General features: G+C 37.2%; 25 protein-coding genes. 24 read left to right on the forward strand and 1 reads right to left on the reverse strand.

Annotated elements, in window-relative coordinates:
- The 3 genes from MHB65_RS00295 to rsmI are packed head-to-tail and all read left to right on the forward strand — an operon-like array spanning position 1 to position 1869.
- Entirely contained in the window at positions 1 to 750 is a 750-nt protein-coding gene (locus MHB65_RS00295) for a tRNA1(Val) (adenine(37)-N6)-methyltransferase (RefSeq protein ID WP_342442128.1), read from the forward strand.
- Positions 734 to 997 carry a GIY-YIG nuclease family protein gene (locus MHB65_RS00300; RefSeq protein ID WP_205446346.1) on the forward strand — a complete coding sequence of 88 codons (264 nt, stop codon included), beginning with the start codon at positions 734 to 736 and terminating at the stop codon, positions 995 to 997. Before MHB65_RS00295 ends, MHB65_RS00300 begins: the two co-directional genes overlap by 17 nt.
- On the forward strand, positions 994 to 1869 hold the full coding sequence (gene rsmI, locus MHB65_RS00305) for a 16S rRNA (cytidine(1402)-2'-O)-methyltransferase (RefSeq protein ID WP_342442129.1): 876 nt from the start codon (positions 994 to 996) through the stop codon (positions 1867 to 1869). The genes MHB65_RS00300 and rsmI overlap by 4 nt, the downstream gene beginning before the upstream one ends.
- A 238-nt stretch (positions 1870 to 2107) precedes the next feature.
- Here rsmI and MHB65_RS00310 read toward each other — a convergent pair whose 3' ends face one another.
- Positions 2108 to 2386, reverse strand: a complete 279-nt coding sequence (locus MHB65_RS00310; RefSeq protein WP_004229214.1) for an AbrB/MazE/SpoVT family DNA-binding domain-containing protein — start codon at positions 2384 to 2386, stop codon at positions 2108 to 2110.
- A 349-nt stretch (positions 2387 to 2735) separates the two neighbouring features.
- Between MHB65_RS00310 and metG the strand changes: the two genes are divergently transcribed.
- The 21 genes from metG (at position 2736) to MHB65_RS00415 (ending at position 24999) form a co-directional block, all read left to right on the forward strand.
- Entirely contained in the window at positions 2736 to 4712 is a 1977-nt protein-coding gene (metG, locus tag MHB65_RS00315; RefSeq protein ID WP_205446348.1) for a methionine--tRNA ligase, read from the forward strand.
- Positions 4713 to 4965: 253 nt separating this feature from the next.
- Positions 4966 to 5736 carry a TatD family hydrolase gene (locus MHB65_RS00320; protein WP_342442130.1) on the forward strand — a complete coding sequence of 257 codons (771 nt, stop codon included), beginning with the start codon at positions 4966 to 4968 and terminating at the stop codon, positions 5734 to 5736.
- 135 nt (positions 5737 to 5871) lie between these two features.
- Complete coding sequence (locus tag MHB65_RS00325; RefSeq protein WP_342442131.1) at positions 5872 to 7083, forward strand: ubiquitin-like domain-containing protein; 1212 nt, start codon at positions 5872 to 5874, stop codon at positions 7081 to 7083.
- A 204-nt stretch (positions 7084 to 7287) separates the two neighbouring features.
- Complete coding sequence (gene rnmV, locus MHB65_RS00330) at positions 7288 to 7854, forward strand: ribonuclease M5 (RefSeq protein WP_205446351.1); 567 nt, start codon at positions 7288 to 7290, stop codon at positions 7852 to 7854.
- Positions 7847 to 8728 (forward strand): 16S rRNA (adenine(1518)-N(6)/adenine(1519)-N(6))-dimethyltransferase RsmA, encoded by an 882-nt coding sequence (gene rsmA / locus MHB65_RS00335; protein WP_205446352.1) that lies wholly within the window; start codon positions 7847 to 7849, stop codon positions 8726 to 8728. Before rnmV ends, rsmA begins: the two co-directional genes overlap by 8 nt.
- Before the next feature lie 157 nt (positions 8729 to 8885).
- Positions 8886 to 9146: a Veg family protein gene (locus tag MHB65_RS00340; protein WP_004229199.1), complete on the forward strand. Its 261-nt coding sequence runs from the start codon at positions 8886 to 8888 to the stop codon at positions 9144 to 9146.
- Positions 9147 to 9259: 113 nt separating this feature from the next.
- Positions 9260 to 9439, forward strand: a complete 180-nt coding sequence (locus MHB65_RS00345) for a small, acid-soluble spore protein, alpha/beta type (RefSeq protein WP_004229193.1) — start codon at positions 9260 to 9262, stop codon at positions 9437 to 9439.
- A gap of 221 nt (positions 9440 to 9660) precedes the next feature.
- Positions 9661 to 10527 carry a 4-(cytidine 5'-diphospho)-2-C-methyl-D-erythritol kinase gene (gene ispE / locus MHB65_RS00350; protein WP_205446353.1) on the forward strand — a complete coding sequence of 289 codons (867 nt, stop codon included), beginning with the start codon at positions 9661 to 9663 and terminating at the stop codon, positions 10525 to 10527.
- Positions 10528 to 10583: 56 nt separating this feature from the next.
- On the forward strand, positions 10584 to 11417 hold the full coding sequence (gene purR, locus MHB65_RS00355) for a pur operon repressor (RefSeq protein WP_205446354.1): 834 nt from the start codon (positions 10584 to 10586) through the stop codon (positions 11415 to 11417).
- Positions 11414 to 11788: a RidA family protein gene (locus MHB65_RS00360; RefSeq protein ID WP_205446355.1), complete on the forward strand. Its 375-nt coding sequence runs from the start codon at positions 11414 to 11416 to the stop codon at positions 11786 to 11788. The genes purR and MHB65_RS00360 overlap by 4 nt, the downstream gene beginning before the upstream one ends.
- Before the next feature lie 220 nt (positions 11789 to 12008).
- Positions 12009 to 12311 carry a septation regulator SpoVG gene (spoVG, locus tag MHB65_RS00365; RefSeq protein ID WP_205446356.1) on the forward strand — a complete coding sequence of 101 codons (303 nt, stop codon included), beginning with the start codon at positions 12009 to 12011 and terminating at the stop codon, positions 12309 to 12311.
- 262 nt (positions 12312 to 12573) lie between these two features.
- On the forward strand, positions 12574 to 13944 hold the full coding sequence (gene glmU / locus MHB65_RS00370) for a bifunctional UDP-N-acetylglucosamine diphosphorylase/glucosamine-1-phosphate N-acetyltransferase GlmU (protein ID WP_342442132.1): 1371 nt from the start codon (positions 12574 to 12576) through the stop codon (positions 13942 to 13944).
- A 24-nt stretch (positions 13945 to 13968) separates the two neighbouring features.
- Positions 13969 to 14928 (forward strand): ribose-phosphate diphosphokinase, encoded by a 960-nt coding sequence (locus tag MHB65_RS00375; RefSeq protein WP_004229183.1) that lies wholly within the window; start codon positions 13969 to 13971, stop codon positions 14926 to 14928.
- Between the two features lie 252 nt (positions 14929 to 15180).
- Entirely contained in the window at positions 15181 to 15771 is a 591-nt protein-coding gene (locus tag MHB65_RS00380) for a 50S ribosomal protein L25/general stress protein Ctc (RefSeq protein WP_342442133.1), read from the forward strand.
- A gap of 148 nt (positions 15772 to 15919) precedes the next feature.
- Positions 15920 to 16486, forward strand: a complete 567-nt coding sequence (gene pth, locus MHB65_RS00385; RefSeq protein WP_205446360.1) for an aminoacyl-tRNA hydrolase — start codon at positions 15920 to 15922, stop codon at positions 16484 to 16486.
- Positions 16487 to 16727: 241 nt separating this feature from the next.
- Positions 16728 to 16955 (forward strand): anti-sigma-F factor Fin, encoded by a 228-nt coding sequence (locus MHB65_RS00390; RefSeq protein WP_016993788.1) that lies wholly within the window; start codon positions 16728 to 16730, stop codon positions 16953 to 16955.
- Between the two features lie 142 nt (positions 16956 to 17097).
- A complete protein-coding gene (mfd, locus tag MHB65_RS00395) occupies positions 17098 to 20610 on the forward strand; it encodes a transcription-repair coupling factor (RefSeq protein WP_342442134.1) in 3513 nt (1170 codons plus the stop codon).
- A 306-nt stretch (positions 20611 to 20916) separates the two neighbouring features.
- Entirely contained in the window at positions 20917 to 21453 is a 537-nt protein-coding gene (gene spoVT / locus MHB65_RS00400; RefSeq protein WP_004229174.1) for a stage V sporulation protein T, read from the forward strand.
- Between the two features lie 158 nt (positions 21454 to 21611).
- Positions 21612 to 23234 (forward strand): oligosaccharide flippase family protein, encoded by a 1623-nt coding sequence (locus MHB65_RS00405; RefSeq protein ID WP_342442135.1) that lies wholly within the window; start codon positions 21612 to 21614, stop codon positions 23232 to 23234.
- A 9-nt stretch (positions 23235 to 23243) separates the two neighbouring features.
- Positions 23244 to 24704 carry a nucleoside triphosphate pyrophosphohydrolase gene (gene mazG / locus MHB65_RS00410; RefSeq protein ID WP_342442136.1) on the forward strand — a complete coding sequence of 487 codons (1461 nt, stop codon included), beginning with the start codon at positions 23244 to 23246 and terminating at the stop codon, positions 24702 to 24704.
- Between the two features lie 4 nt (positions 24705 to 24708).
- Positions 24709 to 24999, forward strand: coding sequence for an RNA-binding S4 domain-containing protein (locus MHB65_RS00415; RefSeq protein WP_205446364.1), 291 nt, complete (start codon positions 24709 to 24711; stop codon positions 24997 to 24999).
- Positions 25000 to 25002 lie beyond the last annotated feature (3 nt).

Genomic DNA, 25002 nt, shown 5'->3' on the forward strand with positions numbered 1-25002 from the left:
ATGGAAAAATGGCTAAAAGGTGACGAACGACTAGATTATTTGTTGGCTGAAAATTTACGTATTATTCAAAGCTCCTCTGTCTTTTCATTCTCATTGGATGCAGTGTTGCTTTCAAAGTTTGTTAATATTCCTTATCATAAGGGAAAAATTGTTGATTTATGCTCAGGAAATGGTGTAATTCCTCTCTTTTTAAGTGCACGTACAAAGGGACAAATAACGGGAGTAGAGATTCAGTCACGTTTATTTGATATGGCAGAGAGAAGTATACGTTACAATCAACTAGAACAGCAAATTCAAATGATTCTTGGAGATGTAAAAGAAATACCGAAACAATTAGGCATTGAAAAGTATGATGCGGTTACCTGCAATCCACCCTATTTTTTAGCACATGAAGCAAGTGATAAAAATCTTAGTGAGCATCATGCCATTGCAAGACATGAACTATATTTAACATTAGAAGAAGCGATTCAATCAGCAAGTAAATTATTAAAGCAGGGTGGCAAGGCGGCATTTGTCCATCGTCCAGGGCGATTATTAGATATTGTTACAGCTATGCGAGCAAATCGCTTAGAGCCTAAACGGATGCAGCTTATTTATCCGAAGGAAGGGAAAGAGGCCAATACATTATTAATAGAAGGAATCAAAGATGGAAAGCCAGATTTAAAAATTCTGCCGCCGTTGTATGTCTATGATGCCAATAATGAATACACGGCAGAAGTGAGAGACATTCTGTATGGAAAAGAGCAATAGTCACTACTTTTATGTGTTAGAGTGTGCTGATCAAACGCTTTATGCAGGGTATACAAATAATATAGAAAAACGTGTTGCTGTACATAACGCTGGTAAAGGAGCAAAATATACAAGAGCTAGAGGTCCAGTGAAATGTATTTATAAAGAAATATTTGAGACAAAGCAAGAAGCAATGCGTGCGGAATATGCTTTTAAGCAATTAACAAGATCACAGAAAATTAATTATATAAGGAGGGGTGAATCGTGAAATCACAAAAAAGTACAATACACGATCAGACAGGTTGTTTATATCTGGTAGGAACACCTATTGGTAATCTGGAGGATATGAGCGTGCGTGCACTTCGCATTTTAAAAGAAGCCGATATTATCGCTGCAGAAGATACTAGAAACACAAAAAAGCTGTGTAACTATTTCGAGATTGAAACACCACTAATAAGCTACCATGAGCATAATTTAGCCGTAGGTGGAGAAAAATTATTAACATTGCTACAAGAAGGAAAAACAATCGCATTAGTAAGTGATGCAGGTTTACCTTGTATTTCTGATCCAGGTGCGGATATAGTCGAAAAAGCAATTGCTCAAAACTTTTCTGTCGTACCAGTGCCAGGTCCTAATGCAGCGATTTCAGCGTTAATTGCATCTGGTTTGTCGCCTCAGCCATTTTTCTTTTATGGATTTTTGAACCGCGGGAAAAAGGAACGTCGCCAGCAATTAGAGCAATTAAAAAAACGCCAAGAAACGATTTTATTATATGAGGCACCACATCGCTTAAAGGATACATTAAAAGATATGGAAGCTATACTCGGGGACCGTCGCATTGTTTTAGCTCGAGAGCTAACAAAGAAATTTGAAGAATTTTTACGAGGTACATTGGCCGAAGCTGTAGAATGGTCACAAACAGAGGAAATACGAGGAGAGTTTTGTATTGTCCTTGAAGGCAATAGCTCTGTAGAAGAGGAAGAACATGAAGAAGCCTATTGGCAAAACATGTCTATAGTTGAACATGTTGATTTTATTATCAATCAATCCAATATCACTTCAAAAGAAGCCATTAAGGAAGTAGCTAAGCTAAGAAAAGTGGCAAAACGAGATGTTTATAATGAATATCATAGTGAATAATAGTAAAGAGTTACCTTAGTAGGGTAGCTCTTTATTTTTAGTTAGTCATCATAACTTAAAAAGTTGAAATGTAATGATTTTGAGACATAATTTTAAATTGATAATAATTGTAAATAATAGTAACCTTAAGAGGAAAGGTCTGACATGGACATTATAAGGGTTCTAGATTTTGGGTATATTAAATTGTATATAAACAAAAACACCTAAATCACTGTTTTTGATTTAGGTGAGTAATCACTTATTTTTTTAAGTTAGATTGAATTTCTTTAACTAACATTTCAGCGCCTTCTGGACTTAAAATTAATTTGCCTCCAACTAGACGGAAGTTATCATCTGAAACTTCACCAGTAACAGCACATGTCATATTAGGCATATATTTTTTTAAGATGATTTTATCGTCATCCACATAGATTTCTAAAGCGTCCTTTTCAGCAATACCTAGCGTACGGCGTAACTCGATAGGAATTACTACACGACCTAACTCATCGACTTTACGAACAATCCCTGTTGATTTCATAATAGATTTCCTCCTAATTTATAAAAGTTATATTGGTATTTCGTCAAATTTCGACATTATTTCTTTGTCTGATAGTTATCATACCAAGTAATGCCATAAACGTCAATTAATTAATGCACTAATATTATGGTTTTTAAAAAAATTTTTTGAGAAGAATGCAGGTATTTTAATTTTTTTAAAAGGTTTTTAATAAATATTTTTGTTTATAGTAAAAAAGGTTCTTATTTAAGTCATTTAATGGATTAGATATATTATTCGACAATTTTCGCGTTTGATAAACTTTCATTGAAACGAATTTCGTACTTCGTTAGAATAGAAAGTATATTGTAAAACAATGGAGGCAGTTCTTGTGAGTGAACAACAAAAAACATTCTATATAACAACACCCATTTACTATCCAAGTGGGAAATTTCATATTGGTACGGCATATACAACAGTAGCATCTGATACTATTGCGCGCTATAAGCGTTTACAAGGGTATGATGTACGCTTTTTAACAGGAATGGACGAACACGGTCAAAAAATTCAAGAAAAAGCAGCAGAAGCGGGCAAACATCCTCAAGATTATGTAAACGAAATCGCAGATGCTGCGAAAAAACTTTGGGGTTTAATGGATATTTCTTATGATGACTTTATTCAAACAACGCAGGAGCGACATACGAAAGCTGTCGAAAAGATTTTCCAAAAGTTTTTAGATAATGGTGATATTTATAAAGGTGAATATGAAGGCTGGTACTGTACACCATGTGAATCATTCTTTACAGAGACTCAATTAGTTGACGGGAACTGTCCAGATTGTGGTCGCCCAGTGCACAAAGTAAAAGAAGAATCGTACTTCTTTAATATGAAGAAATATGCGGATCGCTTATTAGCTTATTATGAAGAGAACCTTGAATTCATTGAGCCAGAGTCGCGAAAAAATGAAATGATTAACAACTTCATTAAACCGGGGCTAGAAGATTTATCTGTATCAAGAACATCCTTCGACTGGGGTATTAAAGTACCAGGAGATCCAAAGCATGTCATTTATGTATGGGTTGATGCATTAACGAATTATATTACAGCCTTAGGATATCTATCAGAGGATGAATCACTATTCAATAAATATTGGCCAGCAGATGTACATGTAGTTGGGAAGGATATTGTTCGTTTCCACACGATTTATTGGCCAATCTTCTTAATGGCATTAGATTTACCATTACCAAAAAAAGTATTTGCTCATGGTTTTATTATGATGAAAGACGGTAAAATGTCTAAATCAAAAGGCAATGTTATTTATCCAGAAATGTTAATCGAGCGTTATGGCCTAGATGCGACACGTTATTTCCTATTACGTGAATTACCATTTGGCTCTGATGGTGTATTTTCACCAGAATCATTTATAGAACGCACAAACTTTGATTTGGCGAATGACTTAGGAAATTTATTAAATCGTACTATTTCAATGATTAATAAATATTTTGATGGTGTTATTCCGACAGAAAATCTTCAACCGACAGAATTTGATGCTGCGTTAAAAGAGCAAGCTGAGTCGGTACGTATTAAATATGAAGAAAGTATGGAAAAAATGCAATTTAGTGTCGTTCTTGCTGACTTATGGACATTGGTGTCACGTACTAATAAATATATCGATGAGACACAACCTTGGGTGTTGGCAAAAGAAGAGTCCGATAAGCCAAAATTAGGTGCTGTTATGCGAAATTTGGCAGAGAGCTTACACCAAATTGCTGTCATGTTACAACCATTTATGACAACAACCCCGAAACGTATGATCGATCAGTTAGGTTTAGATGACAAATTCTTAGCATGGGATACAATTGAAACATTCGGCAATACTATTCCAGCAAACATTAAAGTGGTAGAAAAAGGGATACCTATTTTCCCACGCTTGGAAAATGAGGTTGAAATTGCTTATATTCGAGAGGAAATGCGTGGTTCTGTGAAAACACCACAGGAGGAAGAAAGTAAAAAGGCTACAAAGACTGACGAAAACCCAGAAATTCCTGAAATTGCTATTGATGATTTTATGAAAATTGATTTGCGTGTAGCGACTGTGACTGCATGTGAAACAGTTCCGAAAGCGGATAAATTATTAAAGCTTCAAGTTGATCTAGGATATGAGCAACGTCAAGTAGTTTCAGGTATTGCGAAATTCTATACACCAGATGATTTAATCGGTCAAAAAGTGATTGTCGTAGCAAATTTAAAACCAGTAAAATTACGTGGTGAATTATCACAAGGAATGATTTTGGCTGGTGAAAAAGATGGAATTTTAAAATTAGCATCTGTTGATCCTAAACTTGAAAATGGTGCAAAAGTAAAGTAATGATCTTAAGAAAGGCCTGCTGAATATGAATTATTCAGCAGGCTTTTCAAATCCGTTAGGGAAATTGGGATTAAATTATTTTGAAATAATTTATATTGCGTGAAAGATGTGAATTTATAGGTTTAAAGAACTATTTTGGGTATTGTCGATTAAGTGGAATGTCACAATACCAAATAGTTTGTAACGAAAATGTAATGCTTACGAAAAATATGAAATAATAAATTTTAATAAAATCTATGTTAGGAGAATGAAAATGTATATTGATACGCACGTACATTTAAACGCAGACCGGTATGAGGAAGACCTTCAAGAGGTGATTGATAGAGCCCTTGAAGCGAAAGTAGAGAGAATGGTGGTCATTGGTTTTGACCGTAAAACCATTGAGAGAACAATGCAACTAATAGAGCAATATGACTTTGTTTATGGTGTCATTGGTTGGCATCCAGTAGACGCCATTGATTGTACTCAACAAGATTTAGAGTGGATTGAGGAATTAGCATCACATCCAAAAATAGTTGGCATTGGTGAAATTGGATTGGACTACTATTGGGATAAGTCACCAAAAGATGTTCAACAAGCACTTTTTCGCAAGCAAATTCAATTAGCTCAAAAGATCAATTTGCCAATCATTATTCATAATAGGGATGCAACAGGTGATGTTGTACAAATTTTGCGTGAAGAAAATGCGGCTTCTGTAGGGGGTGTCATGCACTGCTTTAGTGGGAGTGTAGAAACAGCACGTGAATGTATAGCTATGAATTTTATGATTAGTCTTGGGGGGCCAGTAACATTTAAAAATGCAAGACTACCAAAGGAAGTGGCTACAGAAATACCTCTAGAGCACCTGATGATTGAAACAGACGCTCCTTATTTAGCTCCACATCCACATCGAGGTAAGCGTAATGAACCCGCTTTCGTGCCTTTAGTTGCTGAGGAAATCGCACGTTTGAAAGGGTTGACAATTGAGGAAATTGCACAAGCAACTACAGCCAATGCGAAAAAATTTTTTGGGATTGACAATTAACTAGCTTAGATGCCTCCAATACAGGGTTTGTGGTTGGCAAAAAACAAGAAGTCAATTTTCAGAGAAATACTTTCGGGTTGACAGTGCCAAAACTAGTCCGTATAATCCAACCTTGTATTAAGGAGGCGTTTTTTCATGTCAAATAATTCCATGAAAAACTTGTTCTTAGGATCATTGAGGAGTAAGCAAACAGTGATAAGAATTATTTCACTTGTCCTGTTTGTATCTGTAATCTCTTTCGTGCTTTATCAAGGTACGAAAAAAGCCGTTAAGCTTGAAGCAAATGGAGAAACAATCGAAGTATCCACACATGCCAAAACTGTAGAACAATTATTACAAAGTCAAAATATAGATATAGCAGAGCATGACAAAATATCACCCTCTCTGAACACCAAAATTGTGAATGGATTAGCAATTACATGGGAACAGGCAAAAGAAGTAACTATTTCAGTTGATGGAAATCAGTCAAAAGTTTGGACAACTGAAACACTTGTGAAGGACATTTTGAAGGAAGCAAATATTAAAGTATCTGAGCACGACTCTTTAGCGCAAGGTCTAGATACTGAACTAGGAGCAGAAAACAAAATCGATATTCAAAAAGCGTTTCAAGTAGCGCTTGTCGATGGCGTAAATAAAAGACAAGTATGGTCCACTTCGACTACGGTCGCTAACTTTTTAAAACAACAAGGAATTCAGCTAAATGAATTCGATCGTGTCGAAAATAACCTGGAGAACGTTATTACTCCGGAGAGTAAAATCACAGTAGTTCGCGTAGAAAAGGTTATCGATGTAGTGGAAGACTCTTTAGATTTCGCAGTTGAAAAGAAGCAGGATGCTTCATTGCAAAAGGGGAAACAAAAAGTAGTAGCAACAGGCGAGAAGGGATCGATTTCTCGTACGTATGAAGTTATCAAAGAAAATGGTAATGTTGTAGCAAAAAATCTACAATCTGAGAAAGTTTTAAAAGAGCCGAAGAAACAAGTCGTTGCAGTTGGCACAAAAACAATTGTTGCAAGCGCAGCAACTGTATCACGTGGTTCTGCAGAGCCTGCTAGCGGTAAGGAATTTTATGTAACAGCAACAGCTTATACACCATATTGCAACGGTTGTACTGGTACATCAGCAACTGGTATAAACTTACGGTCAAATTCAGGCTTGAAGGTGATAGCAGTTGACCCTTCTGTTATTAAGTTAGGATCAAAGGTTTGGGTTGAAGGCTATGGTACAGCTATTGCTGGGGATACTGGTGGGTCAATTAAGGGTAATAAGATTGACATACTTGTACAAACAGATGCCCAAGCACGTAACTGGGGACGTAAGAAAGTGCGCATTAAAGTATTAAATTAGAAAAATTGTAAAATTAATCAAAATGTTTTTTCACAAATGGAGCTTTCCTGTTTTGACTGGCGGGAAAGCTTCTTTATTATTTTTAGCAAATGATTTTGTAAGATAAGCTTATTAAGCTTGTCTGTACCTTGTATTCCTGTACAAATCATATAGAGCAGTTGTAAAATGGTCAGAAGATAAGGTAGATAGAAAAGAGGGGCCTTTTTGCAAATTAAAGAAATTATTGTTGTTGAAGGAAAAGACGATACGACGGCTATTAAACGTGCTGTGCAAGCAGATACTATAGAAACAAATGGATCTGCGATTTCTGAAGAAACGTTGAAACGAATTCAGCATGCCCAAGAAAAGCGTGGTGTTATTGTATTTACAGATCCTGACTACCCAGGACGACGAATACGCGCCATTATTGAGGAGCATGTACAAGGGGTGAAGCATGCCTTTTTACCAAAAGCCAAAACGATTGCCAAAAACGGTAAAGGGTTAGGTATCGAACATGCTGCTGACGATGATATACGTGAGGCACTACAACATGTCTATACCCCTATTCATGATGTACTAAACGAAGAGGTTATTACACTGGAAGATTTAATGACAGCGCGTTTAATTGGACACCCACAATCAAAGCAGCGTCGTGATCGTCTAGGAGAAATCTTAAATATAGGTGCTACAAACGGTAAACAACTTCATAAAAGGTTGAAGATGTTTCAGATTACAGAGGAGCAATTTGGTGCGGCTATCGCACAGGTAGATCAGGAGGAAAATGATGCATAAGGATATTGCTACACCAATTCGAACACAAGAAATTCTAAAAAAATATGGTTTTTCATTTAAAAAAAGCTTAGGGCAAAACTTTTTAATTGATCCTAACATTTTACGAAATATAGTAAGCCACGCAAATTTAACAGAGAATAGTGGTGCAATTGAAGTTGGCCCTGGTATTGGGGCATTAACAGAGCATTTGGCAAGAAGCGCTAAAAAGGTTGTTTCCTTTGAAATCGACCAACGTTTATTACCTGTACTAGAAGATACACTTAGTCCATATAATAATGTGTCTATCATCCACTCTGACATACTTAAGGCAGATGTTGCGAAGGTAATTGCAGATGAGATGCCAGGTATTGATGATATTATGGTTGTTGCCAATTTACCATATTACGTCACTACGCCGATTTTATTGAAATTACTCAATGACCGACTACCAATCCGTGGTTTTGTTGTTATGATGCAAAAAGAGGTGGCAGATCGTATAACGGCTAAGCCGGGAACGAAGGAATACGGTTCGTTATCTATTGCGATTCAGTATTACGTGAAGGCAGATATTGCTATGACAGTGCCAAAAACAGTTTTCATGCCACAACCTAATGTCGACTCCGCTGTAATTCGCCTTATCAAGCATGATGAACCACCAGTAAAAGTAATAGATGAGGATTTTCTATTTGTTGTAACGCGTGCCTCTTTCGTACAGCGAAGAAAAACGATCTATAATAACCTGCAAGCTGGTTTACCAAATGGAAAGGCACAAAAGGATCAAATTTTACAGGCATTAGAGCTAGCTCATATTGAGCCAACTCGTCGTGGAGAAACACTTTCTATTCAAGAGTTTGGAAAATTAGCTGATGCACTGCATCCTGTTTTTGCAAAGTAAAAATTTTTGTTAACATTTTTTCGGAGATGTAAAAAAATATATATTTTTTTATAAAAAATAAGTTGACAAGATTTATAAGAGGCTGATAAAATATTATATTTTGTTGACATTTTTGGGCCATTAGCTTATACTTGTAATTAGTGAGGTGTAAGCGAAAATGCCAAAAACTTTAGCGGACATTAAAAAGTCGTTGGATTGTCATTTGGGTAAACGTTTGCAATTAAAAGCAAACGGTGGTCGCAAGAAAACGGTTGAGTGTGCAGGGATACTACGTGAGACATATCGCGCCATCTTTGTAGTAGAACTCGATCAAGAAGACAATACGTGCAAGCGCGTATCGTATAGCTACACAGATATTTTAACTGAAGCAGTAGAGATTACATTTTTAGACGAAGCAAAGGCTGCTGTCGCAAAATAGTTTCTAGTACTTATTTCTATATTTAGAAACACTCATGTATGTTAAAAAATACATGAGTGTTTTGCGTTTTCACGGGCATACTAAATTCGTCAGTTGTTAAAGGAGGAGTTTATATGCCTAGAAAAGGTATCATGTCACCTCGTTTAAAAGAAGAGATCGCAAAAGAGCTTGGATTTTATGATGTTGTGCAAAAGGAAGGCTGGGGCGGCATAAAAGCTCGTGATGCTGGTAATATGGTCAAACGTGCCATAGAAATGGCTGAACGGGCAAGTAGTGAGCAAGAGCGTAAGTAGACTGTTTTTGCTAAAATAGTCATCTTATAACGTTTCATTCAGCAGGGATGAAAATCCTTACTGACACAACAAATACAACTGACGAGAGAGAGCCGTTACTCCGAACAGGGTAAACGGTTCTTTTTTTCCATTTTCGTATTCTCAATATGGTAAAATAAAATGAATAATCTTGCGCGAAAAAAAGAACTGTTTATACGTGTAGCTATAAGGGAGGAAGAAAGATGCTTTATGTAAAGGCGCCTGCAAAAATCAATTTAACATTAGATGTACTTTATAAAAGACCAGATAATTTTCACGAAGTGGAGATGGTTATGACAACAGTCGATTTAGCTGATCGTATCAGTCTTGAATCTCGAGAAGATGGTGTTATTCAAATAATTTCAACAGATAATTTTGTACCAAATGACCATCGCAATTTTGCTTATCAGGCAGCGCGTCTCATAAAAGATACATACGGCATTAGACAAGGTGTATCCATTACGATTGAAAAGGAAATACCCATCGCAGCAGGGCTCGCAGGTGGCAGTAGTGATGCAGCTGCAACATTAAAAGGGTTAAATGAACTGTGGGATTTAGGTTTATCAATAGATGAAATAGCGGAGCTTGGCGCTAAAATTGGTTCGGATGTTTCGTTTTGTGTTTATGGAGGTACAGCACTCGCTACAGGACGAGGCGAAAAAATAAAGGAATTATCAGCCCCACCTAATTGTTGGGTTGTACTAGCTAAGCCTAAAATTGGTGTATCAACAGCAGAAGTATATGGGGGTCTTAAGGTTGAAGGATTGGAACATCCAAATACACAGCAGATGATACAAGCTATAGAGACAAAAGATTATGAGCTACTATGTTCTTCATTAGGAAATGTTTTGGAAACTGTAACATTTAAGTTACATCCAGAAGTTGTGATGTTAAAGGAACAAATGAAGCGCTTTGGGGCAGATGCTACGTTAATGAGTGGAAGCGGTCCGACTGTGTTTGGGCTGGTGGATAGTGAAGCTCGTGTAAGTCGCATTTATAATGGTTTACGTGGTTTTTGTGAGGAAGTTTATGCAGTACGAATTTTAGGTGAGCGAAATACGCTTGCTTAGAAACGCAAATTTGTGTTAATTTTACCTATAAATATTCGTGTTTAGGAGAGGGTCGCATGAAATGGAAACGTAGTGAACGACTAGTTGATATGACGTACTACTTACTAGAACATCCACATCAGCTGATCCCGCTAACTTATTTTTCAGAACTATATCAATCTGCTAAGTCATCCATTAGTGAGGATTTAACGATTGTAAAAGAAACTTTCGAAGAAAAAGGAATCGGGTTATTGATAACAGTGCCGGGTGCTGCAGGAGGAGTAAAGTATATTCCGAAAATGTCCGAGGCAGAAGTACGTTTAGTGATTCAAGATTTAAAGGCAGAGCTAGAACATTCAGATCGATTGTTACCAGGCGGTTACTTATTTATGACAGACTTGCTTGGAAACCCAGATTTAATTAATCGCGTAGGGAAGGTCTTTGCTTCTGCCTTTGCAGATCAACAAATCGATGTCATAATGACAGTAGCAACCAAAGGGATATCCATTGCCCATGCCATTGCAAGGCATTTAAATGTACCCGTGGTTGTTGTGAGAAGAGATAGTAAAGTAACAGAAGGCTCTACAGTTAGCATTAACTATGTATCGGGTTCTTCCAGAAGAATTCAGACAATGGTATTATCAAAAAGAAGCATGAAGAGTGGACAACGTGTATTAATTACAGACGACTTTATGAAGGTCGGCGGTACTATGAATGGCATGAAAAATCTATTAGAAGAGTTTGACTGTCAGCTAGCAGGTATTGCGGTGCTTGTGGAGGCTGAGCATGCAGACGAAACATTAGTAGATGATTATTATTCACTTGTAAAGCTTCATGAAGTTAATGAAAAAGATCGAACAATTGCATTAAGTGAAGGTAACTATTTTTCTAAAAGGGGACATGACAAATGAAAGTAGTAGCAACAACAAATGCACCAGCAGCAATCGGACCATACTCACAAGGTATTATTGTTAACGGGATTTTTTATAGCTCTGGTCAAATTCCATTAACAGCTACAGGTGATTTAGTGGAAGGCGATATAACTGTACAAACAAATCAAGTCTTTGCTAATTTAAAAGCAGTTTTAGCGGAAGCTGGAACTTCTTTAGATAATGTTGTGAAAACAACGGTCTTTATGAAGGATATGAACGACTTTGTAGCGATGAATGAAGTTTATGCAAGTCATTTTGGTGATCATAAACCAGCTCGTTCAGCTGTAGAGGTAGCCCGTCTTCCGAAAGATGTAAAAGTTGAAATCGAAGTAATCGCAATCGTAAAATAAATGAAGCTTGCTAAGCTCACTAAAGAGAATTTCTATTCTATTTAGTGAGTTTTTTTATGCCGACAAACAATTGTCAAAAATTACGTATATAAGAAAAAATATTATTCTAATAAGTATTCAAATTTTTTAGAAAATTTGATAGACTATGAAAAGGAAAATATTCGGTAATCGAGAATATGATATTTTCATTTAGGCATCCAAGAAGAGAGGTGGTGAGAAAATGGAAGTTACTGATGTGAGATTACGTCGGGTACAGACGGATGGTCGCATGCGTGCGATTGCTTCCATTACACTTGACAATGAGTTTGTTGTTCACGATATTCGTGTAATTGATGGAAATACTGGTTTATTTGTAGCTATGCCAAGTAAACGAACACCAGATGGGGAATTTAGAGATATTGCCCATCCAATTAATTCTGATACTCGAAATAAAATTCAGGAAATCATTTTAAACGAGTATCATAACTCTAGTGAAGTAGAGGAAACCGGTAAAGAGGAAGAATTAGAGGGAATCGGTGTGTAATAGAAAGGTAATAACTTACTTTTAAAGGATATGTTACAAACTGATGGTAAAAAAAGATAGGAAGAACTCTTCTAGCTAGAAGGGTTCTTTTTATTTTGATAAAAAGATAATATGAGCAATTTTAGGATATACTTCATGACATTCGAGCATAAGGTGCATTGGATTTAGGAATTCATGTTTTTGTCAACTCTACATGCCTTGAAAATAGATGAATTTTGCTATATAGTCATAAGAGAAAATGAGCGTATTGGAGGACTTACAGATGAGCAATGTTTTTGCTGTCATTTTGGCTGCAGGTCAAGGTACACGTATGAAGTCCAAATTATATAAAGTGCTCCATCCAGTATGTGGGAAACCTATGGTACAACATGTGGTGGATCATATTCAAACGTTAGATGTGAATCGCATTGTAACGGTAGTCGGACATGGTGCTGAAAAAGTGCAACAACAGCTTGGAGATAAGAGTGAGTATGTACTGCAGGCTGAACAATTAGGTACAGCGCACGCTGTGCAACAAGCTGAGGCAATTTTAGGTAATGAAGAAGGTACAACATTAGTTGTATGTGGAGATACACCACTAATTCGTCCTGAAACGATGCAAGCTCTATTCGAACATCATCAAGCGAAGAATGCTAAAGCAACTATTTTAACAGCAATTGCTGAAAATCCAACTGGCTATGGCCGTATTTTACGTGGCGATAACGGGCAGGTCGAGCAAATTGTTGAGCAAAAGGATGCTTCAGCAGAGCAACAATTAGTAAAAGAAATAAATACTGGCACATACTGCTTTGATAACAAATTATTATTTGAAACATTGAAGCTTGTGAAAAATGATAATGCTCAAGGTGAATATTATTTACCAGATGTCATTGAAATTTTACAAAAGCAAGGTGATATTGTTGAAGCATATGTCACTGATGATTTTGAGGAAACGTTAGGTGTTAACGATCGTGTGGCTTTGTCACAAGCTGAGACATTAATGCGTACAAGAATCAACGAGAAGCATATGCGTAATGGTGTAACAATTATTCATCCTGAAACAACGCATATTAGTGTAGATGCAGTTATTGGGCGTGACACTGTGATTCAACCAGGCTCAATGATTGAAGGTGCTACTGTGATCGGTGAAGATTGCATTATCGGGCCAAATACTCAAATTATCGATAGTCGTGTTGGTGATCGCACAACTGTACACTCTTCTGTTGTCCGTGAAAGCGCTATTGCAGAGGATACTGCTATTGGGCCATTTGCTCATATTCGACCACTTTCAGACATCGGTAGTCATGTTAAAATTGGTAACTTTGTAGAAGTGAAGAAAAGCAAGCTGGGTAATGACACGAAAGTTTCGCATTTAAGTTATATTGGCGATGCCGAAATCGGCAGTAACGTCAATATTGGTTGTGGTTCCATTACAGTAAACTATGATGGAAAAAACAAGTTCAAAACGATTATTGAAGATGATGTATTTGTAGGATGTAATACTAACTTAGTAGCACCAGTGAAAGTTGGAAAAGGTTCATTTATTGCAGCAGGTTCTACAATTACAAAAGAAGTTCCTGAAGATGCACTTGCAATAGCTCGTGCAAGACAAGAAAACAAACCGAATTATGTAAGCAAATTAAATTCAAAATAATTATCAACTAAACAGGAGGCCATCATGCCGTATCATTATGCAAACTCACAATTAAAAATATTTTCACTTAATTCTAATAATCCATTAGCTCAAGAAATTGCGCAGGAAATGGGCGTTGAATTAGGTAAATCTTCTGTTAAGCACTTCAGTGATGGAGAGATTCAAATTAGCATTGAAGAAAGTATTCGAGGTTGTGATGTGTTTATCGTGCAGTCTACTTCTGCACCTGTAAACGAACATTTAATGGAGCTTTTAATTATGGTAGATGCAGTTAAACGTGCATCTGCTCGTACAGTAAACGTTGTAATGCCTTATTATGGTTATGCACGTCAAGATCGTAAAGCAAAAGCGCGCGAGCCAATTACAGCTAAATTAGTGGCAAATCTACTTGAGACTGCTGGTGCAACACGTGTTATCGTATTAGATTTACACGCACCTCAAATCCAAGGTTTCTTCGATATCCTAATCGACCACTTAATGGCAGTACCATTACTATCTGATTACTTCAAATCTAAAGGTATTCCAGGAGATGAAATCGTTATTGTTTCACCAGATCATGGTGGGGTAACACGTGCTCGTAAAATGGCTGAACGATTAAAAGCACCGATTGCAATTATTGACAAACGTCGTCCGAAACCAAACGTTGCGGAAGTGATGAACATTGTTGGTAATGTTGATGGTAAAGTGGCAATCTTAATTGATGATATTATTGATACAGCAGGCACAATTACAATTGGGGCAGATGCGTTACGTGCCGCTGGTGCAAAAGAAGTTTACGCTTGCTGTTCACACCCTGTATTATCTGGTCCAGCAATTGAACGTATTGAAAACTCTGCTATTAAAGAATTAGTGGTGACAAATACAATTCAGCTTTCAGACGAGAAAAAATCTCCAAAAATTACGGAGCTTTCTGTAGCTAAGCTAATGGCTGATGCTATCTCTCGCGTTTATGAAAATAAATCTGTAAGTACTCTATTTGATTAATAAATATCGTAAGTATAAGACCAATCTATTCTTTGAGTAGATTGGTCTTTTCTATATAAATTGGACACTATTTCATCAAGGGAAAGAAATAGATGAGTGTTTTTTGTGTGAATCTTCTCACAAAGGGGTATAATAAAAATGTGTCTTAATAATATTTACTCTACCTTAAAAAATAGAGCTAAATATTATCATAGCCTACAACGAATTATTGTTGAGGCGTAAATAATTTTCTTGGAAGGGGAATAAAGAAGTATGAGTACAGTATTAAGTGTTACAAAGCGCGAAACTGGGCATCGTTCAACAATAACCCAACTTAGAAAAGGGGGAGCCATTCCTGCAGTTATTTACGGCTACAAAGTAGATTCAACCCCAATTTCTATTGCTGCAAAGGATTTTAAAAAATCCATTCAAAAAAATGGGCAAAACAGTGTGTTTTCGCTAGAGTTAGAGGGGAAAAAAGTGAATGCTGTTGTGTCAGAGATACAGCAATGTTCATTGAAAGATGAAGTAAATCATATTGATTTTTTAGCCATTAATATGGCCGAGGAGCTAGAAGCGGATGTCCCAATTAAATTACTTGGACAGTCAGTTGGTGTGAGTGAGGGCGGTATTTTAATGCAGCCTAACTTAGAATTAAAAGTAAAAGTAAAACCAGCAGAGTTACCCGAATCAATTGATGTGGATATCTCATCATTGAAAATTGGTGAATCGCTAACAGTAGCAGATATTCGAGATGCTACATCTGTTGAAATTATTAGTGAAGATGATTATATGTTAGTAACTATTGTGGCGCCTGTTTCTGTAGAGGAAGAGACGACAGATAGTGAAGAAGAGCCAGTATAAAAGTAAATAACAGTTAAGGCTAATAAGGAGGCTACAGCTTTCTTATTAGCCTTATTTTTTTATGCCCTTTAACAATTGTACAAAATGCTTTCTAGGTGTGCTATATGGTAAAATAATGACTATTAGATTTGAAAGAAGCGAGGTACTTATGAAAATTATCGTTGGTTTAGGAAACCCAGGTAAACCGTATGAACATACAAGACATAATATTGGCTTTGATGTAATTGATGCTTTAGCAGAAAAATGGGGGGCGCCTTTAACAAATTCAAAATTTAATGGAATGTACACTACTGTACATCGACCAGAAGGAAAGGTTCTACTTGTTAAACCTTTAACATATATGAATTTATCAGGGGAATGTGTTGGACCCCTAATGGATTATTTTGATATTGAGGTAGAAGATTTAATTGTTATTTATGATGACTTGGATTTAGAAACAGGTAAATTACGTCTGCGACAAAAAGGAAGTGCAGGTGGCCATAACGGCATTAAATCGTTAATCCAACATTTAGGTACTCAGGAATTTAATCGTATTCGAGTTGGAATTAATCGTCCGCCAGCGGGCATGAAGGTAGCAGACTATGTATTAGCGAAATTTTCGAAGGAAGACCAAGTTCTTATGCAAGACGCTATTGTAAAGTCAGTAAATGCTGTTGAAGCATCTCTTTCAAAGCCGTTTCTTGATGTGATGAATCACTTTAACGCAAGCAAATAGATGGAAGTAATGAAATTTCTGTTAAAGTTTTTGGATAATTGGCATGGTGTAAGGTGATCGATCAAATGCCTTACACTATCATTACAGCTAATGCTTGTAGTGAATAGTCTTCGCTACAAGTAAAAATTAATTCTCTAATTTTCAAGTTATTGCAATGATGATGACAGTGAAAAGTGCATAATCCTTTTTATAAATGTCTATACTTTAAGTAGAAAGTTGCTTAAAGGAGGATGATTTGGAGATGTCAGTTCGCTATCGATGTCGGCATTGTGAAGTAGAAATAGGGACACTACCATTTGATGCAGATGATACAATTCGAAAGTTGCATATTTTCGAATTGGGAGAAGCGGATGATTATGTTGAGAAAGATCAACATGGTCAAACGACTGTGCACTGCATTTGTGAGCAATGTGAGGATTCGCTGAGACAATATCCAGATTATCACGCACTCAATAAATGGATTCAATAATTGGAAGGATGCTTTGACACACTATATGTGTGTTCAAGGCTTTTTCCATTTTATAAATTAGCCATTAATAGAAATATGTAAAATAGCACTAGAATGATAGAAATAAAAATATAGAATTTTATGCTGAAAGGAGCTTTTGACTGTGGAGGTTTTACGACAGCTTGTGTCGCAGGATAAACATATTACATCATTTTTAAAGGAAGTTCAGAGCGGTCAAACTGCATCACAGCTTATTACAGGTTTAACAGGAAGCGCACGCCCCGTAATGGTCGATGTGTTATTTGAATATGTAAAGAAGCCAATCTACATTGTCTCTCCTAATCTACTGCAGGCACAAAAAATGGTCGATGAGCTTGCTGGATTGTTAGGGGAAGAACATGTTCATTATTACCCAGCGGATGAATTTATTGCAGCCGATCTTTCTGTAGCTTCACCAGAACTTCGCGCGGAGCGAATCGCGACGCTTGATTGCTTAGCTAGAGGTGAGAAAGCTGTCTATGTAATACCTGTGGCTGGTTTACGTAAAATAATGCAGCCTAAGGAACACTGGCTACACTATTTTTTACAAACAGCCGTAGGCGATGATATTGAAATTGATATGTGGTTACAAACATTAGTTGAGATGGGCTATGTACGAAATTCGATGGTGACGTCACCTGGAGAGTTTGCGTTGCGTGGGGGTATTTTAGATATTTATCCACCTTATTTGGAAGCACCTATTCGTATAGAATTATTTGATACAGAGGTTGATTCCATTCGGACATTCTCAGCAGATGACCAACGTTCTATTGATAAATTACAAAAAATTCGTATTCTTCCTGCTTCTGAGGTCATTCTTACTAAATCAGAAAGACAGGCATTAGCAGGCCGTCTAGAAGTGGCGTTAGCAGCAAGTCTAAAGAAGGTAAAAAAGCAGGAGACAAAGGAACTCCTGTATCAGCATATTCAATATGATATTGAATTGTTACAGCAAGGCAATCTACCTGATTACGTAAACAAATATGGCTCATTATTATATGATAAAACAGCCTATTTGGGAGATTATTTTGAACATGATGGTATTGTCCTTTTTGACGAACTTGGACGTATTCAAGAGGTAATGGATGCGTGGGAACGCGAAGAAGATGAATGGTTTTTATCTTTAATTGAAGAAGGAAAAATGGTTCATGATGTCAAACCTGCCTTCTCATTAAAAGAAATACAGGCGATGTTGTCACAACAAAAGCTTTCATTTTCATTATTTTCGCGAACATTTGCGGGGATTACGTTTAATAAAACGACGAATTTTTCCTGCAAGCCTATGCAACAATTTCATGGTCAAATGTCCTTGCTTCAAAGTGAGGTTGAACGCTGGTTACTTGGTAAATTTACCGTTCTAATCGTGGCAAGAGATAAAGAACGAGTGAAAAAAGTACAGCAAATGCTTGAAGAATACGATATTCATACGTCATTAGGTGAACCAACAGAACCTGGTATTTATATTATAGATGGTGGCTTGTCGAGTGGCTTTGAATTACCTCTACAGCGTTTAGCAATTGTGACAGAAGATGAGCTCTTTAAACAGCAGGTAAAGAAAAAAGCACGTACACAAAAAATGACCAATGCTGAACGTATTAAAAGTTATACGGAAATTAAGCCAGGTGATTATGTTGTACATGTTCATCATGGGATTGGTAAATATATTGGTGTAGAAACATTAGAGGTCAATGGTACACATAAGGATTACTTGCATATTCGATATCGTGCAGACGATAAATTATATGTACCTGTAGAGCAAATAGATTTAATCCAAAAATATGTGGCGTCAGAGGATCGTGAACCAAAGCTACATAAATTAGGTGGAGCCGAGTGGAAAAAGGCTAAAGCGAAGGTATCCTCTGCTGTACAGGATATTGCAGATGATTTAATAAAGCTGTATGCAAAGCGTGAAGCAGAGAAAGGGCATGCTTTTACACCTGATAATGATGACCAACGTAATTTTGAGGCGATGTTCCCCTATGAGGAAACAGAGGATCAGCTACGTTCAATTGTTGAAGTAAAACGAGATATGGAACGTGAACGCCCTATGGACCGTTTAGTCTGTGGTGATGTAGGCTATGGTAAAACAGAGGTAGCCATTCGTGCCGCATTTAAGGCTATTCAAGATGGTAAACAAGTGGCATTCCTTGTCCCTACAACCATATTAGCCCAGCAACATTATGAGACTATTCGTGAGCGCTTTCAGGATTTTGCTATTAATGTTGGAGTGTTATCTCGCTTCCGTACGAAAAAGGAGCAAACAGCCACATTAAAAGGATTAAAAGAAGGCCGAGTCGATATAGTTATTGGAACACACCGCATTTTATCCAAAGATTTAATTTTCCAAGACCTTGGTCTTTTAATTGTGGATGAAGAGCAACGTTTTGGTGTGACACATAAGGAAAAAATTAAGCAGTTAAAGACAAATGTCGATGTCTTAACTTTAACGGCTACACCAATCCCGAGAACACTTCATATGTCAATGGTAGGGGTCCGAGATTTATCTGTTATTGAAACGCCTCCTGCTAATCGTTTCCCGGTTCAAACATATGTGATGGAGCACAGTGGTGCATTAGTGCGAGAAGCTATTGAGAGAGAAATGGCACGTGGCGGACAAGTATTTTATTTATATAACCGTGTTGAAGATATGGCTCGAAGGGTTGAGGAGATTCAAGTGCTCGTCCCAGAAGCACGTATAGGCTTTGCTCATGGAAAAATGACAGAATCAGAGCTAGAATCAGTGATTTTAGCCTTTTTAGAGGGTGACTATGATGTGCTTGTCACAACAACGATTATCGAGACAGGTGTCGATATACCAAATGTAAATACATTAATTGTCCATGATGCTGATCGCATGGGCTTAGCTCAGCTCTACCAATTACGTGGGCGCGTTGGACGTTCTAACAGAGTAGCCTATGCGTATTTTATGTACCAACGCGACAAAGTTTTGACAGATGTAGCGGAGCAACGTTTGCAGGCAATTAAAGAATTTACAGAGCTTGGCTCAGGCTTTAAAATTGCGATGCGAGATTTATCTATTCGAGGAGCAGGAAACTTACTTGGAGCCCAGCAACATGGCTTTATTGATTCAGTCGGCTTTGATTTATATTCTCAAATGCTTCAGGATGCCATTGCTGAACGTCAAACAGGCGTGAAAAAAGAAGAAAAGCCAGATATTGAAATTTTGCTGAGTATTGATGCGTATATTCCAGACGTCTATATTCCAGATGGATATCAAAAAATCCAAATGTATAAACGAATTAAGGCCATGGATCAGGTGGAGGAGTATGACGAAATCATGGAGGAATTAGAGGATCGATTTGGCGATCTTCCAATTGAAACAGAGCGTTTACTTCGAATAGCAAGAATGAAAGTTTGGGGCTTAGGTGCGGGAGTAGTATCTGTAAAGGAGAAGCAAAAACTTATTACAATACTATTGTCGGAACAAGGGACAACAAATGTCGATGGCAGTAAGATTATTGAAGAGTCGATGAAGTTTGAGCGTGCTGTTGGTTTTGGTATGGATGGCATGCAATTAAAATTAACAATAGATGAACGCAAGAGTGGGAAATATCAACCCTTTGATATGTTGGAAGAACTAATGCAAATTATTGATAAAGCAAAAAAGCAGCAATAGTCAAAAGGCCATCTTATCTTTTACTGTAAAAGATAAGATGGCCTTTTTTTATGTTGATTCAGTAAACAACATCTGGAACACATTGAGCGGAGGAATAATTGATTTTTTCCAATATTTTTTATGAATTAATTATAGAAACTTATTCCTTGGGTAATCTAATAAGGAGTTGATTGATGTAATACTGCTTTTTTGAAAAAAATTGTTGGTTGTGAAATCCTTTTTCTTCAGTTTTTGCATAGATTGCTTAAATAAAAACCATACTATAGTTGAATAAAAATTTCATTGTAGCGAAAGCGAGGCATTAGAATGAAGGCAACAGGAATTGTTCGTCGTATTGATGATTTAGGGCGTGTAGTTATTCCAAAAGAAATTCGTAGGACGCTACGTATTCGTGAAGGCGACCCGCTTGAAATTTATACGGACCGAGAAGGCGAAGTCATTTTAAAAAAATATTCTCCCATCAATGATTTGGGGGAATTTGCAAGAGAATATGTTGAAACACTTTATGAAACAATGGGCACACCGGCGTTTGTCACTGACCGTGATGAAGTAATCGCTGTTGCAGGGATTGGGAAAAAGGAATATATTAATCGTCGCATTACGTCCTTTGCGGAAAGCTTTATGGACGAGCGCTCTACAAAAATTGAAAAAATGGAGACAACGATTGAAATTGTTCCTGGGCAATATGAGCAAGTAAAGTCATATTGTGCGACACCTATAATGGTGAATGGTGATCCGATCGGCTGTATTATCGTATTGTCTAAAGTACATTTTGTGGGTGAGGTAGAAGTCAAAGTAGTGGAAACCGCTGCAAACTTCTTAGCTAAACAAATGAATAGTTGATGCATGGAAAAGTTATTGCGAAGACCTTTAAGGCTGAACAATAACTTTTTTGCGTACATAAAGATTGATCATTATAGGAACAGTAGTGCTACTTGAAGCGTCAAACTTTTGAGATATGCTATACTATTGGCATTGTTAAGAAGGAAAGAGGGCAATTTATGTCGCAACGTTTTGGTATGAAAAGCTACATGAAGGGTGCTGCCTTATTGACGATAGCGGCCCTTATTGTAAAAGTTCTTAGTGCCATTTATCGTGTGCCTTTTCAAAATCTAGTTGGTGATGAAGGCTTTTATATCTATCAACAGGTATATCCAGTTATATCAATCTTCGTTGTTTGGACTTCTAGTGGCTTTGCTGTAGCCATTTCTAAAATGCTTGCAGACAATGATTGCATTGTTGATACAATAGAACGTGATGAAAGACGTAGCACTATTATGCGGGTTGTTTTCAGGTATTTGACGGTACTATCACTACTGTTTTTTGCTGTTTTATTTGGAGGTGCTGAAAAGATCGCCCAGTTGATGGGAGACATTCAATTGGCACCATTGATTCGCACAGGCTCCCTTGTAGTATTGGTTATGCCGGCGCTGGCTATTTTGAAAGGTAGCTTTCAATCAAGAGGAATTATGGAGCCCATTGCTTATGCTCAAGTACTTGAACAAGCAGTGAGAGTAACTGTTATTTTGACGGGGACCTTTATTATTATGACAACTACAAAATCACTTTATGGTGCGGGAAGAATGGCTGTTATCGGTACAGTAATTGGAGAAATTACGGCCTTGTTATTACTTGTTTATATCTCGTATAAACGTTTTGGTTTACTGCAAGTTAAACAACATCTACATCGTAATCCAAGTTTGCCTATCATTAAAGAGGTCACATGGCTGAGTTTGAGTGTCAGTATGAGCGGTCTACTACTACTCGGTTATCAGTTAGTCGATTCATTTACGATCTATTCATCATTAGTTGATCATGGCATGACTCCTACAATAGCGAAGGAAACGAAGGGGATTTATGATCGAGGACAACCATTAGTTCAATTAGGTGTTGTCATTGCATCCTCATTGTCGCTGGCCATTGTGCCACTTGTTGCCCATTTGTCGAAAAAACAAGAGGGACGAAGTGCAGTTCCATTCATACAATTAACATACAAAGCATCCGTACTGTTCGGCTGGTCTGCTGCACTAGGCTTAATGCTAGTTATGCCTTATTTAAATGAAATGCTTTTTAAAACCAATTCCTTATCCGAGGTATTGATTGTCTATGTATTCCAAATCGTCCCATTGTCGATTATTCTTACATTTACAGCAATCTTACAAGGCTATGGAAAATTAAAAAAACCAGCTTTATTTTTAATATTAGGTTTTCTATTAAAAATGATTTTAAATGTACGATTAATCGGTTGGTTAGGTGTACTAGGCGCTGCCATCGCTAATGATATAGGATTATTATTAACAGCAATCTTGCTGATTATTTATTTAAAAACATTGACTGGCATCCAATTAGCCACAGGCGCTTTTTATAAAAAAGTAGGGATGGCATCTTTCAGTATGGCAATCGTCGTGCTTGTATGGTTACAGCTAGTGTCGGCCTTTTTAAACCATCTGATGTCTTCACGAATGATAGCTATGGTGGCGGGCTTGACGGCAGTATCTATTGGGGCGTTTGTTATGCTGACAATCATTGCCAAGAAACGAGTATTAGTAGAAAAAGAGTGGTATTTATTGCCGTTTGGACGTAGAATGGCTGTTTACCAACTTTGGCTAAATTCAAAGAAGTAGGTGTGGATATTGAATACATTAACAATTATTGGCTTAGGTGCAGGAGACTTTAATCAGCTGCAAATGGGTGTTTATAAAAAATTAAAGACTGCAAACAAATTATATGTACGTACAGTGGATCATCCGGTTTTAGAGGAATTAGCAGCAGAAGGTGTAGAATTCGAAAGCTTTGACAATGTATACGAAAAACACGATACATTCCAACCTGTTTATGAGGAAATAGCTGATTCCCTTATGAAGGCTACAGCTGTTGAGGATATTATGTATGCTGTGCCTGGCCACCCATTAGTTGCAGAGCAAACAGTGCAATTGCTTATTGCAGCAGCAAATGAAGGGAAAATTGAGCTAGTCATTGAGGGTGGTCAGAGTTTCTTAGATCCAATTTTTGGCGCATTAAAAATTGATCCAATTGAAGGCTTTCAATTACTTGATGGTACCAGCTTTTCAATGCATGACATTAACATGCGTCAGCATATCTTAATTGCTCAAGTATACGATACATTCAGTGCATCAGAAGTGAAGCTGACGTTGATGGAGAAATACGATGATGAATATCCTGTGACGGTTGTGACAGCTGCAGGATCTTCACAAGAACAGATTGTCACAGTGCCACTCTATGAACTCGATCAGAGTGTAGAAGTAAATAATTTAACAACGGTCTATGTACCACCTGTGAAATCACAGGAGGAGTCATTAAGAGATTGGACAACATTCCGCCAAATCATTGCAACGCTGAGAGGTCCGAATGGTTGTCCTTGGGATCAAAAGCAAACACATGAGTCGTTAAAAAAATACTTACTTGAAGAAGCACATGAATACTTGGCTGCGGTAGATGCTGAAGATGATTTTGCAATGATTGAGGAACTAGGCGATGTGTTGTTACAAGTATTTTTACATGCACAAATAGGAGAAGATCAAGGCTACTTTACACTTGAAGATGTGTTAGCTTCAATCAGTGAAAAAATGATTCGTCGCCATCCTCACGTTTTTGGGGATGTTACAGTAGAAGATGCAGATAGTGTTGTGGCTAATTGGGAGGCCATCAAGGCTGAAGAAAAGGGAACTAGCGATAAAGCGTTATTAGACGAAGAGTATAGAGCATCATCTGCGTTACAAACAGCCTATAACTATCAAAAAAGAGCTGCAAAAGTGGGCTTTGACTGGCCAGATGTGGAGGGAGCATGGGATAAATTTGCCGAGGAGTGGCAGGAATTTCGCCATGAGGTGACGAAAGGCTCTAATGCATCTCGTCTTGATGAATTTGGTGATGTGCTGTTCACGCTAGTAAACTTAGCGCGTTTCTATAAATTGTCACCAGAAGAAGCTATGCTACATGCAAATGAGAAATTTGCAAGGCGTTTCGGCTATGTTGAGCAACAGGTAAAGGCAAGTGGAAAACCATTTTCCGATTTTACATTAGAACAATTAGATGCATTTTGGAATGAAGCAAAGCAACTAGAAAAGGAGTAAGAATATGAGATTAGATAAGTTTTTAAAAGTATCCCGTTTAATAAAGCGCCGCACTTTAGCCAAAGAAGTGGCAGATCAGGGCCGTATCACAATCAATGAAAAGATTGCAAAAGCAAGCAGTTCAGTAAAAGCAGGTGATGAGCTTGCAATCCGTTTCGGTCAAAAAATAGTAACAGCACGTGTAGAAGAATTACGTGATACTGTGAAAAAAGAAGATGCAGCAAAAATGTTTACCATTTTGAAAGAAGAACGACTGGATAAGATTGAACCTGAATTTATTGATGATGAGGAATAAAGC

Source organism: Lysinibacillus sp. FSL K6-0075 (assembly GCF_038592945.1).
GTDB classification, from domain to species: Bacteria; Bacillota; Bacilli; order Bacillales_A; family Planococcaceae; genus Lysinibacillus; species Lysinibacillus fusiformis_F.